Source organism: Citrobacter pasteurii (genome assembly GCF_019047765.1).
Taxonomy (GTDB): Bacteria; Pseudomonadota; Gammaproteobacteria; order Enterobacterales; family Enterobacteriaceae; genus Citrobacter; species Citrobacter pasteurii.
The window spans coordinates 3,022,087-3,039,560 of record NZ_CP077262.1 but is presented as its reverse complement, the minus strand read 5'-3'; the positions used below and the strand labels follow the sequence as shown (position 1 = coordinate 3,039,560).

Genomic DNA, 17,474 nt, shown 5'->3' with positions numbered 1-17,474 from the left:
TTTGTGTCGCGTAGGGCGTGTTAGCCTAAATAGTATGCAGACTGCGCATGAGCGAGGGCATAATGTCGGGGGCCCGTGTTGCAACGTAGTGGTGGCGTGATGACCGCCTAACACAAACGCTCGAGGTTGTGTGCATAGAGCTCCACTGCAGCAGATTGGTAGATTTTCCAGTCGAGAAAATGGTCGTGGTGATAAACTGCCTGAAAAGAAACCAGATCGGGGAAAAAACGCATTGTGTTATTACCAATACGATTATTTATTTTTTCGATGATCGCGTTAATTCTTAACTTTCTCTTTGCTTTCATTTCTGCACAAATGCGCGCGATGTTTTCCGGGATTTCTTTTTCCCCACTTTCCCATTGTTGCCAGGCAACAATGTCGCCATCACGCGCGATATACGCGGCGCTTTCTTCCACCGTCATAGCAAAAATATGGCGGATAGCCTGCAATTCTAATGCGTTCATTATTTCATCACTTCATAAAAGACGGTGGAATAGTAATAGCATTGTTGTGGATATTTCGGCTTGAAGAGAGTCACAGTATCTTGTGCAATATTATTTGTTATTAATCTGTGAAGTTGGTGCATTTGGCGTGAGAGTGAAATAAAACAATTGGCTAGCTGATGTGATGTAGGTCGTTAGGGGACGTGGAAATGCAGGACAAAAAAAAGCCCATCGTGGGAGATGGGCAAAGACTACACACAGCAATTCGTTGTTTCACTCAGGGGATTTCCATGCTTATAAATCAAAGTGTTGATCTAAAGCCTTGGGGTAATAGTAGGCATGCTGGTTTTTCACGTCGATCAGATTCATCCCAATAGTTTAAAAACTGTAAAGAATTTGCGACATAAATGAGTACTCCCACAGCGCTGGGATTGGGTTTCGTTCGGGGAGCTGTGATGTGTTTATCAGCAATATTAAACAATCAGGCGGCAATGTTGCCGCCTGATGCTGTATTACTTATTACTTTCGATTTCAGCGATTTCTTCGAGGATTTGTTCCGGGTCAGTGCCCGGTGCAGGGGCTTCATTGACCCATGCGGAGAACAGGCGCCATGAAACAGCCAGTACCACTGGGCCGATAAACAGACCAATCATACCGAATGCAATCAACCCACCGATAACCCCGGAAAGAATAAGGATCAGCGGCAAATCAGCCCCCATACGAATCAGCATGGGACGAATAACGTTATCCAGTGTTCCGACCACGCCACTCCACACCAACAGCACCGTGCCCCAGGTAGAATCACCTGTCCAGTAAAGCCAGATAATGGCCGGAATCAGCACCGGTAAAGGCCCCAGTTGCACCAGACAGGAGAGGATCATCAACACCGCCAGTAGCGTAGCGTAAGGTACCCCCGTTACCGCCAGACCAATACCCCCGAGGACGGCCTGCACCAGCGCGGTGACGACCACGCCTAATGCAACCGCACGAATGGCCTGTGCTGCCAACAGGATTGCAGCGTCACCGCGTTTCGATGCAAGACGGCAGGCGAAGTGGCGAATGCCTAGCGCCACCTGCTCACCGCGCCAGTACAGCAGGGCGCTGAATAGCAACATCAAGCCACAGTGCATCATAAAGCGGCCAATATGCGCGGCCTGACCAACAAACCAGGTGGTTGTGGTACCGATATAGGGACGAACCTTAGCCATGATAGCCGAACCGCCCATATCCAACAGGCTGTGCCATGCGCCATAGAGTTTGGCACCCACCAGAGGAATACTGTTTAACCACGTCAGATCCGGCAGCGTCATATCACCGGCGGTCACTGCATGGATCAGAGGACCACTGCCATCAACGATGCTGTTGACCAACAGGGCGATAGGAATAATGAATAACAGAACTAACAACAGGGTCATCACCAGCACGGCGAGTGAACGGCGTCCCCACAGCAATTTTTGTATACGTATCAGGATGGGCCAGGTCGCAATGACCACCGTACCTGCCCAGGCAAAACCGAGAATAAAGGGTTGCACAATCCAGAGACAGGCCACAATCATGATGGCTAAAAACAGCACCGATAGCAGCACTTGTGCAATATCCCTGGGCTGACGGAAATTTACCATAAATACTTTTCACCTTTGTCTTTGCGTCAGAACGTTGACGCGACGTGAACACGTTAATCACACTCTATAATGATGAGCAATTTCAGCGGTTTTGAACAGGCGGATTCTGCCTGTAAATCTGCTGAGCGTATTAGAAAAAAATGTGATACAACAAACAAAGCAACACGCAAACGATTAAATTCACAACACAGACCGCAGGAAAGGGTCACTATAATGATTCCACAAATTTCTCAGGCGCCAGGTGTCGTTCAACTGGTGCTCAATTTTTTGCAGGCGCTGGAGCAGCAAGGGTTCACGGGCGATACGGCAACGAGCTATGCCGATCGTCTGACAATGTCGACGGATAACAGTATCTATCAGCTTCTGCCTGATGCCGTGGTTTTCCCTCGTTCGACGGCTGATGTGGCGCTTATCGCCCGGCTGGCGTCAGAACCGCTCTTTTCGTCGTTGATTTTTACCCCTCGCGGCGGCGGCACAGGCACCAATGGGCAGGCGCTTAATCAGGGCATTATTGTTGATATGTCCCGTTACATGAGCCGCATCATTGAAATCAATGTGCAGGAAGGTTGGGTGCGGGTAGAGGCGGGGGTGATAAAAGATCAGCTTAACCAATATCTGAAACCCTACGGCTATTTCTTTGCGCCTGAATTGTCCACCAGTAATCGGGCGACGTTGGGGGGAATGATCAACACCGACGCTTCCGGGCAAGGTTCGCTGGTCTACGGTAAAACCTCCGATCACGTGCTGGGTATTCGCGCGGTATTGATGGGCGGGGATATTCTCGATACCCAGCCGATGCCGGTTGAATTTGCCGAAATGCTCGGTAAAAACAATACGGCGATTGGGCGCATCTATAAGACGGTTTATGAACGGTGTCGTGAGAACCGACAGTTGATCATTGACAAGTTTCCAAAGCTCAATCGCTTTTTAACCGGCTACGACCTGCGGCACGTCTTCAATGATGAGATGACCGAGTTTGATTTAACCCGCATCCTTACGGGTTCCGAAGGTACGCTGGCATTTATCACCGAAGCCCGCCTTGATATCACGCCGCTGCCTAAAGTTCGGCGACTGGTCAACGTCAAATACGATTCGTTTGACTCTGCATTGCGTAATGCGCCAGTGATGGTGGAAGCGCGCGCGCTGTCGGTCGAAACCGTCGATTCAAAAGTGCTTAATCTGGCGCGTGAAGATATTGTCTGGCACTCCGTCAGCGAATTGATTACCGATGTCCCGGATAAAGAGATGCTCGGGCTGAATATCGTCGAGTTTGCCGGTGACGATGAAGCATTAATTGATTCTCAGGTCAGTGCGCTGTGTGAACGTCTGGACGGGCTAATTGCCCGGCAGGAAGCCGGCGTAATTGGCTGGCAGCTGTGTACCGAACTAGCTGGTGTCGAGCGCATCTACGCCATGCGGAAAAAGGCCGTTGGTCTGCTGGGTAATGCCAAAGGCTCTGCGAAGCCGATTCCGTTTGCCGAAGATACCTGCGTACCGCCGGAACACCTGGCCGACTATATTGCCGAGTTCCGTGCGCTACTCGATAGTCATGGCCTGAGCTATGGCATGTTTGGTCACGTGGATGCCGGGGTGCTGCACGTCAGACCCGCGCTGGATATGTGCGATCCGCAACAAGAAGTGCTGATGAAGCGCATCTCTGATGATGTGGTGGCGCTGACGGCCAAATACGGTGGTCTGCTATGGGGCGAACACGGGAAAGGTTTCCGTGCTGAGTACAGCCCGGCGTTCTTTGGCAAGGAACTGTATCGCGAACTGCGCAAAGTGAAGTCGGTGTTTGATCCGCAAAACCGGCTCAATCCGGGGAAGATTTGCCCTCCGGAAGCCATCGATGCGCCAATGATGAAAGTGGATGCGGTTAAACGAGGGACTTACGATCGTCAAATCCCGCTGGCCGTTCGCCAGGAGTGGCGTGGGGCAATGGAGTGTAACGGCAACGGGTTATGCTTTAACTTCGATGCCAAAAGCCCGATGTGTCCTTCGATGAAAATTAGCCTCAATCGCATTCACTCGCCAAAAGGGCGGGCAACGCTGGTACGGGAATGGTTGCGTCTGTTGGCCGATCGTGGGATCGACCCCGTGAAACTGGAAAAAGAGTTGCCAGAAAAACGTGCCAGTTTACGTACGCTAATCGCCCGAACCCGGAACAGCTGGCATGCACGTAAGGGCGAATATGATTTCTCGCATGAAGTGAAAGAGGCGATGTCCGGGTGTTTGGCATGTAAAGCCTGTTCTACGCAGTGCCCGATAAAAATTGACGTTCCGGAATTCCGCTCGCGCTTTCTGCAGCTGTATCACACGCGCTATCTGCGCCCGCTCCGCGATCACATGGTCGCCACCGTTGAGAGTTATGCACCGCTGATGGCGCGCGCACCTAAAACGTTCAACTTTTTCATCAATCAACCACTGGTACGTAATCTGGCTAAAAAACACATCGGCATGGTGGATTTGCCGCTGTTGTCTGCGCCATCATTACAACGACAGCTGGTCGGGCATCGTTCGGCCAATATGACGCTGGAACAGCTTGAAGCTCTCAGCAAGGAGCAAAAAGCACGTACGGTGCTGGTGGTGCAGGACCCGTTCACCAGCTATTACGATGCACAGGTAGTGGCTGATTTCATCCGACTGGTAGAAAAATTGGGTTTGCAGCCGGTGCTGTTGCCATTCTCGCCTAACGGCAAAGCGCAGCATATAAAGGGCTTTTTAAACCGGTTTGCGAAAACGGCGAAAAAGACCGCTGAATTCCTCAACCGGGTGGCAAAGCTGAATATCCCGATGGTCGGTGTCGATCCGGCGCTGGTGCTATGTTATCGCGATGAATACACGCTGGCGCTCGGCGAGCAGCGCGGTGATTTCCATGTCTTACTGGTCAATGAGTGGTTATCGGCTGTACTGGCGTCACAACCGCCGGTCGCTATCGGTGGTGAACCGTGGTACTTCTTCGGGCACTGTACCGAAGTGACCGCTCTGCCGGGAGCGCCTGCACAGTGGGCCGCGATTTTTGCCCGTTTTGGCGCAAAGTTGGAAAATGTCAGCGTGGGGTGCTGTGGGATGGCGGGTACCTATGGCCACGAAGTGAAGAATCACCAGAACTCTTTAGGGATCTATGAGTTATCATGGCACCAGGCAATGCAACGATTGCCACGTAACCGTTGTCTGGCTGCCGGGTATTCATGTCGCAGCCAGGTTAAACGCGTAGAAGGCACGGGCGTTCGCCACCCATTACAGGCATTACTGGAGATTATAGGATGATCTGGAAACGTGAAGTCACACTCGAGGCGCTCAACGCCATGGGTGAAGGAAATATGGTAGGGCTGCTCGATATTCGTTTTGTGCATATCGGCGACAATACTCTGGAAGCCACAATGCCTGTGGACCATCGCACCAAACAACCCTTTGGTTTGCTGCACGGCGGGGCGTCTGTCGTGCTGGCTGAGAGCATTGGCTCGGTGGCTGGATACCTGTGTACGATGGGCACTCAAAAAGTGGTGGGCCTTGAGATTAACGCCAACCACGTTCGTTCTGCACGTGAAGGGCTCGTCAGAGGGGTGTGCAGCCCTGTGCATACCGGTTCACGTCATCAGGTGTGGCAAATCGAGATCTTCGATGAGCAGGGTCGGTTATGCTGCACCTCGCGACTGACGACCGCTATTTTGTGATGCATGTTGAGTTTGGTCATTATCTGCGCAGGTAATGGTGTTATACTGTGCAGGTTCTGAACACAAGCGAGGATGATATGTCTACCCAATTAGACCCGGCCCAACTGGCAATAGAATTTTTACGTCGTGATAAAACCGATCTTTCACCGGCTCAGTACCTGAAAAGATTGAAACAATTAGAGCTGGAGTTTGCCGATTTATTAACGCTCTCTTCGACTGAACTGAAAGAAGAGATCTATTTTGCCTGGCGCCTGGGCGTTCATTGATTCCGGTATGCCTGTCGTAATAAAAACCCCGACACATGTTCGGGGTTATTTTTTGCCTTAAATCTTGTTTACCACTTCATCTCACCGGTATTCACTTTCGCACTCAGTTCCAGAGAGCTTTCGTCTGCAAGGCCCGGCCATGCCGCGGTCATGGTTTTAATCACATAATCCGAACCTTTCTTCGCCTCTAATGCCTGCTCAAACGACTGCAAATAATCCTGAGTGAAGCGAATCGCTTTATCACCCGCCGGGCGTTCACCAATATAATGACCCGGGACCACCTGGGTGGGCTGTAAGCTCTGCATTTCGCTCAGTACGTTACGCCATGCACTACGCTGTTCTGCAGACTGAGTATCTGCCGTCCAGACGTGTATACCGGAAGCCACGCCTGTGCCGCCAATAATGGCCCGATTCGCCGGGATCCAGACATACGCCGCATAGTCATTAGGATGGCGTAATTCCAGCGTTTCGCCATCAACCGTAAATTGTGTTTGCGTGGTGGCCTGCGGAACGGTGAGCGATGTTGGCGCGCCGTCCTTCATTTGCGGGCCCCAGAACTGCAGCTTGGCCTCTTTGGTGGCGCGGATATGGTCTACCACCTGCGGCGTAGCCAGCACGTTGACGCCGGGGAAGGCTTTGACGAGTGGCTCAAGGCCAAAATAGAAATCCGGATCGCCAGACGTGATCACAATGGCTTTCAGCGTCTTACCGCTGGAGCGAATCCGTTGCACCAGTTTTTCACCGTCTTTGGTGCTGAATTGGGCGTCAAACAAAATCGCTTCTTTCGGGCCGGACACCAGCGTCGAAGAGACCGGGAAAATAGCCTTTTCCTGCGGATTGTAGACATCCAGCTGTAGCGGAGCGGCAAATGCCGAAGAGGCAAACAGGGGTAACAGCATAGCCAGTGTATTGATTTTCATAACGGGGAACCTTGTGCAGGATATTGTCTTTTGATCGTTCCCGTATTTTAAGGAAATTCGGATCTGTTAGAATTCCCATATCAGGACATGCTGAGTTTCATAAAACGATCGGATGGGATGCAATGGACAGAGTCATGGCGGCAACAGTTTTTAACCATATCTGTGATTTAGGCAGTTTGAGTGCCGCCGCGCGTGCGCTCGGGCTTTCCCGACCGATGGTCAGTCGCTATCTGGATGAGATGGAAAAGTGGACCGGGGCGCGGCTTATCCATCGTTCGTCACGACGGTTGACAATCACGCCTGCCGGCGAAGAGGCATTGCTGAAAACCCGCACCCTGGCACAGCTTTCGCGAGATATTGGTGCCGCCGGGCTCGCGCAAACCCCATCGGGTACGCTACGGGTGGCGTGTGCACATTTTACTGCCATACATATTCTGGCACCGGTGCTGCCCGCATTTCTTGCTCGCTATCCTGAACTCCGCATTGAAGTTGAGATCAACAATCAACCGGTAAGCCTGGTTGGGGAGCGTATCGATGTGGCGATCCGCATCACGGAAAATCCCGAACCCGGAACGATTGCCCGGCGCTTAGGGGATTGTGAATCGGTGTTATGTGCCTCCGTGGATTATCTTAACCAGCATGGCATCCCAAAAAACGTCGACGATCTTGCGCAGCATAATTGCCTTTATTACAGCGGGTTCGCCGGAAAGTCATGGCATTTTCTGGATGCGCAAGGGCAAGCCGTCACTGTGGCCATTAAAGGTAATTTAAGCGCCGGTATCTCGTCACTGCTATGTGAATCCGCCCTGGCGGGGATGGGGATTGCGTTGGTTCCTGAGCAGGAGGCGAGAGAAGGGCTGGCGCAGGGGAGATTAATACGACTTCTACCCCAACTACAGCCTAAACGCCTGCCGATTTATGGTTTATATCTTTCCCGCGATCACCAGCCTGCGGGGTTGCGACTGTTGCTGGATACACTGAATAAGACACAGTGCTAACGATGTGATTGAGCGTGTTTATAAAATAGTCAAAGCGCAATTTGTGTTAAAAAAAATTTTTCAGTGTATGAGATTCTTCTTATCGCCCCTTCAAGAGCTAAGCCATTGTGAGTGCCGGAGATAAGCGCCGGATGGGGTCGGAACCCTTAAGTCTGCCAGCATAGCAAGCAGACTTAAGGGTTTTTTATGGCCCACATGCGTTTTGAACCGCATTGCTCCCCGTAGTCATCCCCACCTATCCCTTAAATAGACATTATCTATACATCTTTTGGCATTTGACCTGCCGGAACGATTACACATTCATAATCTATTATTAATCAATGTATTGAATAAAAAAATCCATCCCTGTTAACCCTCGCCGCAGGGTCTATGCTTAATAAAAGTCGTCAAAAATGGCGGTTAACCCGAATGCCCCTGCTGTTGAGGGGTTGAAGTGATAATCATTATCACTAACATGGTGTTATAGCTTGAAAGCTAATGACTCGAGGTAACCCTATGGAATTGCATTCAGGAACATTCAATCCCAACGATTTTGCGTGGCGCGGGCTGACGTTAACGCCTGCGGCAGCGGCGCATATCCGTGAACTGGTGGCAAGGCAACCCGATATGTTGGGCGTGAGGCTAGGCGTGAAACAAACCGGGTGCGCGGGATTTGGCTATGTGCTGGACACCGTCAAGCAACCTGAGAAAGACGATCTGCTCTTTGAAACAGAGGGCGCCAGACTTTATGTCCCGTTACAGGCGATGCCGTTTATCGATGGAACTGAAGTCGATTTCGTGCGTGAAGGATTAAATCAGTTATTTAAATTTCATAACCCGAAAGCCCAGAACGAATGCGGCTGTGGCGAAAGCTTTGGGGTATAGGCGGTACTATGTCTCGTAACACTGAAGCAACTGACGATGTCAACACCTGGGCTGGCGGGCACCTCAATTACAAAGAGGGGTTCTTTACCCAACTCAAAACCGATGAACTGGCGAAAGGGATCAACGAAGAGGTTGTACGGGCAATTTCGGCAAAACGAAATGAACCCGACTGGATGCTGGCGTTCCGTCTGAATGCGTTTAACGCGTGGCTGACGATGGAAGAACCACACTGGCTAAAAGCGCACTATGACAAACTGAACTACCAGGATTACAGCTATTACTCTGCACCTTCTTGCGGCAACTGTGATGAAACCTGTGCCTCTGAGCCGGGAGCAGTGCAACAAACGGGCGCGAATGCGTTTTTAAGCAAAGAGGTTGAAGACGCGTTCGAGCAGCTTGGCGTGCCGGTCCGTGAAGGCAAAGAAGTGGCGGTGGATGCCATTTTCGATTCGGTGTCAGTCGCGACGACCTACCGCGATAAGCTGGCGGAACAGGGTATTATTTTCTGCTCGTTCGGCGAGGCCATCCACGATCATCCAGAACTGGTAAAAAAATACCTCGGTACCGTCGTCCCGGGGAATGACAATTTCTTTGCCGCGCTGAATGCGGCGGTGGCATCGGACGGCACGTTTATTTATGTGCCGAAGGGTGTGCGTTGCCCAATGGAACTGTCGACCTATTTCCGTATCAATGCAGAAAAAACCGGACAGTTTGAACGCACGATTCTGGTGGCGGATGAGGGGAGTTACGTCAGCTATATCGAAGGTTGTTCGGCGCCGGTACGTGACAGTTACCAGCTGCATGCGGCGGTGGTTGAGGTGATCATCCATAAAGATGCTGAGGTGAAGTATTCAACGGTACAAAACTGGTTCCCCGGCGATGGCAATACCGGCGGCATCCTGAATTTTGTGACTAAACGTGCGCTGTGCGAAGGCGAAAACAGCAAAATGTCATGGACGCAGTCAGAGACCGGTTCAGCCATTACCTGGAAATACCCGAGCTGTATTCTGCGCGGTGATAATTCGATCGGCGAATTCTACTCCGTTGCGCTGACCAGCGGGCACCAGCAGGCCGATACCGGCACCAAGATGATCCACATCGGCAAAAACACCAAATCGACCATTATCTCGAAAGGGATTTCCGCCGGACATAGCCAGAATAGCTATCGCGGCTTAGTGAAAATTATGCCTACCGCCACTAACGCCCGCAACTATACCCAATGTGACTCAATGCTGATTGGTGCGGACTGTGGGGCACATACCTTCCCGTATGTTGAGTGCCGTAACAACAGCGCTCAGCTTGAACATGAAGCGACGACCTCGCGCATTGGTGAAGACCAACTGTTCTACTGCCTGCAACGTGGCATCAGCGAAGAAGATGCTATTTCAATGATCGTCAATGGCTTCTGTAAAGACGTGTTCTCTGAGCTGCCGCTGGAATTTGCCGTGGAAGCGCAAAAACTTCTCGCCATAAGTCTTGAACACAGCGTCGGCTAAAATTTAAGGAAAGCACATGTTAAGCATTAAAGATTTACAGGTCAGTGTGGAAGAGAAGGCGATCCTGCGTGGGCTGAGTCTTGAGATTCGCCCCGGGGAAGTACACGCCATTATGGGGCCGAACGGTTCCGGGAAAAGCACGTTGTCTGCGACACTCGCCGGACGAGAAGATTATGCAGTCACTGGCGGGACGGTTGAATTTAACGGTAAGAACTTGCTGGAACTGTCACCGGAAGACCGTGCCGGTGAAGGCATCTTCATGGCATTTCAGTATCCGGTAGAAATTCCCGGCGTCAGTAACCAGTTTTTCCTGCAAACGGCACTGAATGCCGTGCGCAGCTACCGTGGCGAAGAATCGCTGGACAGGTTTGACTTCCAGGATCTGATGGAAGAAAAAATTGCGTTGCTGAAGATGCCGGCAGATTTACTCACGCGTTCGGTCAACGTCGGTTTCTCCGGCGGTGAGAAAAAGCGTAATGACATTTTGCAAATGGCGGTGCTGGAGCCTCAGTTGTGCATTCTGGATGAGTCGGACTCCGGGCTGGATATCGACGCGCTGAAAATCGTGGCAGATGGCGTGAACGCATTGCGTGACGGAAAGCGTTCGTTTGTTATTGTCACCCACTACCAGCGAATCCTCGACTATATCAAACCCGATTACGTCCACGTTCTCTACCAGGGGCGCATTGTGAAGTCCGGTGATTTTACGCTGGTTAAACAGCTGGAGGAGCAAGGGTATGGCTGGCTTAGTGAACAGCAGTAACGTGCTCCAACAGTGGCATCATCTGTTTGAAGCGCAGGGTGAGCGTCGCTCACAGCATGCGCAACAACACCTGCAACAGATGTTGCGGCTGGGGTTGCCGACGCGTAAACATGAGGACTGGAAATACACGCCGCTGGAGGGTTTAACCAACAGCCAGTTTGTCAGTCATGTCGCTGAGATAACGTCAGCCCAGTGTGAAGCGTTGGCGCCGGCAATTGATGCCATACGACTGGTATTTGTCGACGGGCAGTTCTGCCCGACGCTGAGCGACCGCATGGACGGCAGCGGCTTTGACATTACCGTTGATGATGCGCGTCAGACGCTACCGGCCGCCATCCAACCGGAAGTCTTTCTGCACCTGACCGAAAGCCTGTCGCGTAGCGTCACGCACATTCAGGTGAAGCGTAACCAGCGCCCCGCGAAACCGCTGCTGCTGCTGCACATTACCCAGGGGCTGGCGGGCGATGAGGTGAACACGGCGCACTATCGCCACCATCTGGAGCTGGCGGAAGGCGCAGAAGCCACCGTTATTGAACACTATGTCAGCCTTAGCGAGCTTCGTCATTTCACCGGCGCACGTTTAACCATGAACGTGGCGGTAAATGCCCATTTGCGCCATATCAAACTGGCGTTTGAGAATCCGGTTAGCCACCATTTCGCGCATAACGATATCCAGGTAGGGGCAGATGCGACGGCGGTGAGCTACAGCTTCTTACTCGGTGGTGCGGTATTACGCCATAACACCAGTACCCAGCTTAATGGGGAGAACAGCACGCTGCGCCTTAACAGCCTGGCGATGCCGGTGAAAAATGAAGTTTGCGATACCCGAACCTGGCTTGAACACAATAAGGGGTATTGCAACAGCCGCCAGTTACATAAAACGATTGTCAGCGATAAAGGCCGGGCGGTGTTTAATGGCCTGATTAACGTGGCGCAGCATGCCATTAAAACTGATGGTCAGATGACGAACAATAATCTACTGCTCGGTAAACTGGCAGAAGTGGATACCAGGCCGCAACTGGAAATCTACGCTGATGACGTGAAATGCAGCCACGGGGCGACGGTAGGGCGGATCGACGATGAACAGATGTTCTATCTGCGTTCGCGTGGGATTGGTCAGCAGGATGCCCAACAGATGATTCTCTACGCGTTTGCCGCTGAGCTGACGGAAGCCCTGAGCGATGAAACGCTGAAACAACAGGTACTGGCGCGGATAGCCCAACGTCTGCCGGGAGGCGTAGCATGACATTTCCCATTGAAAAAGTGCGGGCCGATTTTCCGGTTCTGACGCGTGAAGTGAATGGTTTACCGTTGGCGTATCTGGACAGCGCGGCGAGCGCGCAAAAACCCAATCAGGTGATTGATGCTGAAGCCGAGTTTTACCGTCACGGCTATGCGGCGGTCCACCGTGGGATCCATACGCTGAGCGCTCAGGCCACGGAAAAAATGGAGAATGTGCGCAAGCTCGCCTCGCTGTTTATTAACGCCCGCTCCGCTGAAGAGCTGGTGTTTGTCCGCGGCACCACGGAAGGGATCAACCTGGTGGCGAACAGCTGGGGCAACAGCAATGTGCGGGCTGGCGATAACATCATCATCAGCGAAATGGAGCACCATGCCAACATAGTGCCCTGGCAGATGCTGTGTGCCCGCGTCGGGGCTGAACTGCGCGTTATTCCGCTCAATGCCGACGGGACGTTGCAACTGGAAACGCTGCCGACGCTGTTTGATGATCGCACGCAACTGCTGGCGATTACCCACGTATCTAACGTGCTGGGCACGGAAAACCCGCTGCCGGAGATGATCGCGCTGGCGCATCAGTACGGCGCAAAAGTGCTGGTAGATGGCGCACAGGCGGTTATGCATCATCAGGTGGATGTGCAGGCACTGGATTGCGACTTTTATGTCTTCTCCGGGCACAAGCTCTATGGACCCACCGGTATTGGCGTGCTGTATGCCAGAGAGTCGCTGCTGCAGGAAATGCCACCGTGGGAAGGCGGTGGCTCGATGATAGCAACCGTCAGTCTGAGCCAGGGAACGACGTGGGCTAAAGCCCCCTGGCGTTTTGAAGCCGGAACGCCAAACACCGGGGGCATTATTGGGCTCGGTGCGGCTATTGAATATGTTTCAGCGCTCGGGCTGGCAGAAATCAGTGAATATGAGCAGTTCATGATGCGTTATGCATTGGAACAGTTGGCGGATGTGCCGGATTTAACAATCTACGGCCCGGAAAACCGTTTAGGCGTGATCGCCTTTAACCTCGGCAAACATCACGCGTATGACGTCGGTAGCTTTCTTGATAACTATGGAATTGCTGTGCGTACGGGGCATCACTGCGCTATGCCGTTGATGGCTTATTATCACGTTCCCGCGATGTGCCGGGCTTCTATTGCCATGTATAACTCCCATGAAGAAGTGGATCGCCTGGTGACGGGACTCAAGCGTATTCATCACTTGCTGGGATAACAGGGAGGCATTATGGCTGCGCTACCGGATAAAGAAAAACTATTGCGTAATTTTCTGCGTTGCGCTAATTGGGAAGAGAAATACCTGTACATCATTGAACTGGGTCAGCGCCTGCCGGAATTAAATGCCGACGATCGCTGCCCGGAAAATAGCATTCAGGGATGTCAAAGTCAGGTATGGATTGTTATGCGGCAGAATGCTGAAGGTATTATTGAATTACAGGGCGACAGTGATGCGGCAATTGTGAAAGGACTTATCGCCATCGTCTTCATTTTGTATGACCGGATGACGGCTCAGGATATTGTGAATTTTGATGTGCGTCAGTGGTTCGAAAAAATGGCGCTCGCACAGCATCTCACCCCTTCACGTTCACAGGGGCTGGAGGCGATGATTCGGGCTATTCGCGCCAAAGCCGCAACTCTTAGCTAAACTGATAAAACACGTCAACTTTCAGACCGACCTGAAAGCGTTCGTGTAGAACAACGCAGTGACTCGTAGGCCGGATCGGGCGCTCGCCGCCGTCCGGCAAGAACGCCAGGGGGGTGAGTGAGTATGAAACGCGCGTCTGTTATTACGTTAATGCTAATCGGCGCTTACAGCGCTATTCAGGCCGCATGGGCGGTCGATTATCCGTTGCCTCCGGCGAATAGCCGTCTTGTGGGGCACAATCAAACCTACACCGTGCAGGAAGGTGATAAGAATCTCCAGGCGATAGCCCGGCGTTTTGACACCGCTGCCATGCTGATCCTTGAAGCCAATAACACTATTGCCCCCGTCCCTAAACCCGGAACGCTGATTACTATTCCCTCGCAATTATTGCTACCGGATGCGCCACGCGAAGGCATTATTGTGAATCTGGCGGAACTGCGTCTGTATTACTTCCCGCCGGGAGAAAATAGTGTTCAGGTATTCCCGATTGGTATCGGTTTGCAGGGGCTGGAAACGCCGGTGATGGAAACCCGGGTTGGGCAGAAAATACCCAACCCGACCTGGACGCCTACACCGGGCATCCGTAAACGCTCGCTGGAGCGCGGCATCACATTACCGCCGGTAGTGCCAGCCGGGCCAAATAATCCGTTAGGGCGCTTTGCACTGCGTCTGGCGCATGGAAACGGTGAATACCTGATCCATGGCACCAGCGCACCCGACAGTGTTGGTCTGCGCGTAAGCTCTGGTTGTATCCGTATGAACGCGCCGGATATCAAAGCGTTGTTCGAGCAGGTGCGACCAGGTACGCCTGTCAGAGTGATCAACGAGCCGATAAAGTACGCCGTCGAGCCAAATGGTATGCGCTATGTTGAGGTGCACAGGCCATTGTCACCGGAAGAGGAGCAAAACGTTCAGACCATGCCCTATGTTTTACCGGTAGGTTTTAATCAGTTCAAAGGGAATAAGGCCGTCGATAACAGTCTGGTTGAGAGAGCACTGTATCGCCGTGCGGGTTATCCCGTGACCGTTAGTGCCGGGCAGACACCTGTTGTTGCCAACGGACCAGATGTGAAGTCAGCGCAGAATGGTGCGCCAGGGGAGGATGTGCAGATGCGCACAACGCAGTAACAGGGAAGGAAATAACGGGCAAAAAAAATGGCGCACAATGTGCGCCATTTCTATTACACAGATACTATTACTTACGGTATTTAGTAGCTGCGTTGTCCAGACGCTGGTTAGCGCGAGCTGCGTCATCTTTAGCAGCCTGAACGTCGGAACGCATTGCGTTCACGTCGTTGCTCAGCTGGTCAACTTTAGCGTTCAGAGTCTGAACGTCAGAAGACAGCTGATCGATTTTAGCATTGCTGGAGCAACCTGCCAGCAGAGTAGAACCCAGGATTACCGCGCCCAGTACCAGTTTAGTACGATTCATTATTAATACCCTCTAGATTGAGTTAATCTCCATGTAGCGTTACAAGTATTACACAAAGTTTTTTATGTTGAGAATATTTTTTTGATGGGAATGCACTTATTTTTGATCGTTCGCTCAAAGAAGCATCGAATTGGGCAAAAACAGCTAAAAACCCGAGAGAAAACAGAAAGCTTCCATCGGATTCATCTTAGATAATCTCGGATTGGATAGTGAAATCCGATTTGATTTTTTATTAATTGTGGCTATCGATAAAATAAAAAAAGCGCCGCAAGGGCGCTTTTTAAGCAAATTAATTCGCGATGGAATTATTACAGCACGTGAACAGATGCCGTATTGGTCGTGCCGCTCGGAACCAGTGCGCCGGAAACCATCACTACAACGTCGCCTTTCTGAGCCAGACCGCTTTCCAGAGCAACTTCTTTGCCCAGACGGTAGAAATCATCGGTAGAGCTGATTTCTTTAACAACTTGTGCAACAACGCCTTTGCTCAGCACCAGCTGACGCGCGGTAGTTTCATTGGTGGTCAGCGCCAGGATGGTGGCATCCGGGAAGTATTTACGCACAGCACGTGCAGATTTACCGCCCTGAGTTGCGACGACGATCAGCGGCGCATCCAGTTTTTCTGCAGTTTCAACCGCGCCACGGCAAACGGCTTCGGTGATGCGCAGTTTGCGGCTGTCGTTGTTGAAGTCCAGACGGCTGGTCATCACACGGTCGGTACGTTCGCAGATGGTGGCCATGATGGTCACAGCTTCCAGCGGGTATTTGCCTTTCGCGGACTCACCAGACAGCATAACGGCATCGGTGCCGTCGAGGATGGCGTTCGCAACGTCGCCGGCTTCAGCGCGGGTCGGACGTGGGTTTTTGATCATGGAATCCAGCATCTGGGTCGCAGTGATAACGACCTTACGTGCACGGATACATTTCTCGATGATCATCTTCTGCGCGAAGATAACTTCTTCAACCGGGATCTCAACGCCCATGTCGCCACGAGCGACCATGATGCCGTCGGATGCTTCGAGGATTTCGTCGAAGTTGTTCAGGCCTTCCTGGTTTTCAATCTTGGAGATGATCTGGATGTTTTCGCCGCCGTGAGCTTTCAGGTGCTCACGGATTTCAACGACGTCAGAACGTTTACGGATAAAGGATGCCGCAACGAAGTCAACACCTTGCTCACAACCGAAGATCAGATCCTGCTTGTCTTTTTCAGCCAGTGCTGGCAGGGCAATGGAAACGCCTGGCAGGTTAACGCCTTTGTTTTCGCCAAGATCGCCGTTGTTCAGCACTTTACAGATAACTTTGTTACCTTCGATAGCGGTAACTTCCATACCAATCAGGCCATCATCAACCAGTACGGTGTTGCCGACAGACAGGTCTTTAGTGAAGCCTTCATAGGTAACAGCAACGATTTCGTTGTTGCCCACAACAGATTTGTCGGTAGTGAAAGTGAAAGTCTGGCCCGCTTTCAGAGAAACGTCGTTGCCGCCTTCCAGCTTAATGGTACGGATTTCCGGACCTTTGGTGTCGAGCAGAATAGCGGCTTTTTTACCGGTTTTGCTCATGACGTTGCGCAAATTCTTGATGCGCTGACCGTGTTCTGCGTAATCACCGTGGGAGAAGTTCAGACGCATGACGTTCATGCCCGCGTCCAGCATTTTGGTTAACATCTCTTCGGATTCGGTTTTCGGACCGATGGTGCAAACAATTTTCGTCTTTTTCATGACAGTCTTAGTCTTTAAGTTGAGAAGGATATGGAAATCTGGCTTCCATCGCGCACGGATGGAAAGCTAAACCTGAGTTACGAAAGTTGTGATGCCTCGCTCTAAGGATAGGTGACATCGAAAGAGCGTGCAGAGGAATGTGTGCTTGCGTTTCAGCCCAACGGGATGGTGAATTTTGTAGTCGTTGAGTTTTACAGGTCAATGTGCTGAAACCATTCAAGAGACAATTGGCGCGCATTATACGCTGAAAATTATCAAAAAGGAAAATGGAAACAGCGTTTCAAAAGAGTTCTGTGCAGTTTCACAAGAAATATTCACTAATTTGTTCATAGGTATGGATAAAGAGGTCGTCCACCGTCGAGGTTTGTTGCGCAACAGCC

At 51.7% G+C, this 17,474-nt stretch carries 17 protein-coding genes and 1 other RNA gene; 11 read left to right on the top strand and 7 right to left on the bottom strand.

Going from position 1 to position 17,474, the window contains the following annotated elements; genetic code table 11:
* Positions 1-107 precede the first annotated feature (107 nt).
* The 3 genes from I6L54_RS14845 to ydiK all read right to left on the bottom strand — a co-directional run bounded on the left by I6L54_RS14845 (position 108) and on the right by ydiK (position 2,065).
* The gene (locus I6L54_RS14845) at positions 108-464 is read right to left on the bottom strand and encodes a YdiL family protein (RefSeq protein WP_005120255.1); all 357 of its coding nucleotides are present in this window, start codon (positions 462-464) and stop codon (positions 108-110) included.
* A gap of 195 nt (positions 465-659) precedes the next feature.
* Positions 660-767: antisense sRNA RprA (rprA, locus tag I6L54_RS14840), an RNA gene on the bottom strand.
* Positions 768-955: 188 nt separating this feature from the next.
* Positions 956-2,065, bottom strand: coding sequence for an AI-2E family transporter YdiK (gene ydiK / locus I6L54_RS14835; protein ID WP_040233726.1), 1,110 nt, complete (start codon positions 2,063-2,065; stop codon positions 956-958).
* A 213-nt stretch (positions 2,066-2,278) separates the two neighbouring features.
* Between ydiK and ydiJ the strand changes: the two genes are divergently transcribed.
* The 3 genes from ydiJ to I6L54_RS14820 all read left to right on the top strand — a co-directional run bounded on the left by ydiJ (position 2,279) and on the right by I6L54_RS14820 (position 6,008).
* Positions 2,279-5,335 (top strand): D-2-hydroxyglutarate dehydrogenase YdiJ, encoded by a 3,057-nt coding sequence (gene ydiJ / locus I6L54_RS14830; protein WP_005120252.1) that lies wholly within the window; start codon positions 2,279-2,281, stop codon positions 5,333-5,335.
* Positions 5,332-5,742 carry a 1,4-dihydroxy-2-naphthoyl-CoA hydrolase gene (menI, locus tag I6L54_RS14825; RefSeq protein WP_005120251.1) on the top strand — a complete coding sequence of 137 codons (411 nt, stop codon included), beginning with the start codon at positions 5,332-5,334 and terminating at the stop codon, positions 5,740-5,742. The genes ydiJ and menI overlap by 4 nt, the downstream gene beginning before the upstream one ends.
* Before the next feature lie 77 nt (positions 5,743-5,819).
* Positions 5,820-6,008 (top strand): YdiH family protein, encoded by a 189-nt coding sequence (locus I6L54_RS14820; protein ID WP_005120249.1) that lies wholly within the window; start codon positions 5,820-5,822, stop codon positions 6,006-6,008.
* Between the two features lie 68 nt (positions 6,009-6,076).
* On the opposite strand, the gene I6L54_RS14815 is transcribed toward I6L54_RS14820, so the two are convergent.
* Entirely contained in the window at positions 6,077-6,928 is an 852-nt protein-coding gene (locus I6L54_RS14815) for a Vmh family MBL fold metallo-hydrolase (protein WP_040233728.1), read from the bottom strand.
* A 122-nt stretch (positions 6,929-7,050) separates the two neighbouring features.
* Between I6L54_RS14815 and I6L54_RS14810 the strand changes: the two genes are divergently transcribed.
* From I6L54_RS14810 to ldtE, 8 genes are all read left to right on the top strand, one after another.
* Complete coding sequence (locus I6L54_RS14810) at positions 7,051-7,926, top strand: LysR family transcriptional regulator (protein ID WP_040233730.1); 876 nt, start codon at positions 7,051-7,053, stop codon at positions 7,924-7,926.
* A gap of 495 nt (positions 7,927-8,421) precedes the next feature.
* On the top strand, positions 8,422-8,790 hold the full coding sequence (gene sufA, locus I6L54_RS14805) for a Fe-S cluster assembly scaffold SufA (protein WP_005120243.1): 369 nt from the start codon (positions 8,422-8,424) through the stop codon (positions 8,788-8,790).
* An 8-nt stretch (positions 8,791-8,798) separates the two neighbouring features.
* On the top strand, positions 8,799-10,286 hold the full coding sequence (sufB, locus tag I6L54_RS14800) for a Fe-S cluster assembly protein SufB (protein WP_005120241.1): 1,488 nt from the start codon (positions 8,799-8,801) through the stop codon (positions 10,284-10,286).
* A gap of 16 nt (positions 10,287-10,302) precedes the next feature.
* Positions 10,303-11,049 carry a Fe-S cluster assembly ATPase SufC gene (gene sufC / locus I6L54_RS14795; RefSeq protein WP_005120239.1) on the top strand — a complete coding sequence of 249 codons (747 nt, stop codon included), beginning with the start codon at positions 10,303-10,305 and terminating at the stop codon, positions 11,047-11,049.
* Complete coding sequence (gene sufD, locus I6L54_RS14790; RefSeq protein ID WP_040233732.1) at positions 11,024-12,295, top strand: Fe-S cluster assembly protein SufD; 1,272 nt, start codon at positions 11,024-11,026, stop codon at positions 12,293-12,295. Before sufC ends, sufD begins: the two co-directional genes overlap by 26 nt.
* Positions 12,292-13,512 (top strand): cysteine desulfurase SufS, encoded by a 1,221-nt coding sequence (gene sufS / locus I6L54_RS14785; RefSeq protein WP_040233734.1) that lies wholly within the window; start codon positions 12,292-12,294, stop codon positions 13,510-13,512. The genes sufD and sufS overlap by 4 nt, the downstream gene beginning before the upstream one ends.
* A 12-nt stretch (positions 13,513-13,524) precedes the next feature.
* Positions 13,525-13,941, top strand: a complete 417-nt coding sequence (sufE, locus tag I6L54_RS14780) for a cysteine desulfuration protein SufE (RefSeq protein ID WP_005120233.1) — start codon at positions 13,525-13,527, stop codon at positions 13,939-13,941.
* Between the two features lie 123 nt (positions 13,942-14,064).
* Complete coding sequence (gene ldtE / locus I6L54_RS14775) at positions 14,065-15,069, top strand: L,D-transpeptidase LdtE (RefSeq protein ID WP_005120231.1); 1,005 nt, start codon at positions 14,065-14,067, stop codon at positions 15,067-15,069.
* A 67-nt stretch (positions 15,070-15,136) separates the two neighbouring features.
* On the opposite strand, the gene lpp is transcribed toward ldtE, so the two are convergent.
* The 3 genes from lpp to ynhH all read right to left on the bottom strand — a co-directional run bounded on the left by lpp (position 15,137) and on the right by ynhH (position 17,296).
* Positions 15,137-15,373 (bottom strand): murein lipoprotein Lpp, encoded by a 237-nt coding sequence (gene lpp, locus I6L54_RS14770; protein ID WP_003029373.1) that lies wholly within the window; start codon positions 15,371-15,373, stop codon positions 15,137-15,139.
* Positions 15,374-15,681: 308 nt separating this feature from the next.
* A complete protein-coding gene (pykF, locus tag I6L54_RS14765; RefSeq protein WP_003029366.1) occupies positions 15,682-17,094 on the bottom strand; it encodes a pyruvate kinase PykF in 1,413 nt (470 codons plus the stop codon).
* Positions 17,095-17,101: 7 nt separating this feature from the next.
* Positions 17,102-17,296, bottom strand: coding sequence for a protein YnhH (ynhH, locus tag I6L54_RS24355; protein ID WP_245163452.1), 195 nt, complete (start codon positions 17,294-17,296; stop codon positions 17,102-17,104).
* Positions 17,297-17,474: the final 178 nt, after the last annotated feature.

Coding starts and splice junctions, on each gene's coding strand:
- I6L54_RS14810 (WP_040233730.1), top strand. CDS start 7,051: ATGGACAGAGTCATGGCGGCAACAGTTTTTAACCATATCTGTGATTTA.
- sufS (WP_040233734.1), top strand. CDS start 12,292: ATGACATTTCCCATTGAAAAAGTGCGGGCCGATTTTCCGGTTCTGACG.
- ldtE (WP_005120231.1), top strand. CDS start 14,065: ATGAAACGCGCGTCTGTTATTACGTTAATGCTAATCGGCGCTTACAGC.
- pykF (WP_003029366.1), bottom strand. CDS start 17,094: ATGAAAAAGACGAAAATTGTTTGCACCATCGGTCCGAAAACCGAATCC.
- sufB (WP_005120241.1), top strand. CDS start 8,799: ATGTCTCGTAACACTGAAGCAACTGACGATGTCAACACCTGGGCTGGC.
- sufD (WP_040233732.1), top strand. CDS start 11,024: ATGGCTGGCTTAGTGAACAGCAGTAACGTGCTCCAACAGTGGCATCAT.
- lpp (WP_003029373.1), bottom strand. CDS start 15,373: ATGAATCGTACTAAACTGGTACTGGGCGCGGTAATCCTGGGTTCTACT.
- sufA (WP_005120243.1), top strand. CDS start 8,422: ATGGAATTGCATTCAGGAACATTCAATCCCAACGATTTTGCGTGGCGC.
- sufE (WP_005120233.1), top strand. CDS start 13,525: ATGGCTGCGCTACCGGATAAAGAAAAACTATTGCGTAATTTTCTGCGT.
- sufC (WP_005120239.1), top strand. CDS start 10,303: ATGTTAAGCATTAAAGATTTACAGGTCAGTGTGGAAGAGAAGGCGATC.
- menI (WP_005120251.1), top strand. CDS start 5,332: ATGATCTGGAAACGTGAAGTCACACTCGAGGCGCTCAACGCCATGGGT.
- I6L54_RS14820 (WP_005120249.1), top strand. CDS start 5,820: ATGTCTACCCAATTAGACCCGGCCCAACTGGCAATAGAATTTTTACGT.
- ydiK (WP_040233726.1), bottom strand. CDS start 2,065: ATGGTAAATTTCCGTCAGCCCAGGGATATTGCACAAGTGCTGCTATCG.
- ydiJ (WP_005120252.1), top strand. CDS start 2,279: ATGATTCCACAAATTTCTCAGGCGCCAGGTGTCGTTCAACTGGTGCTC.
- I6L54_RS14815 (WP_040233728.1), bottom strand. CDS start 6,928: ATGAAAATCAATACACTGGCTATGCTGTTACCCCTGTTTGCCTCTTCG.
- I6L54_RS14845 (WP_005120255.1), bottom strand. CDS start 464: ATGAACGCATTAGAATTGCAGGCTATCCGCCATATTTTTGCTATGACG.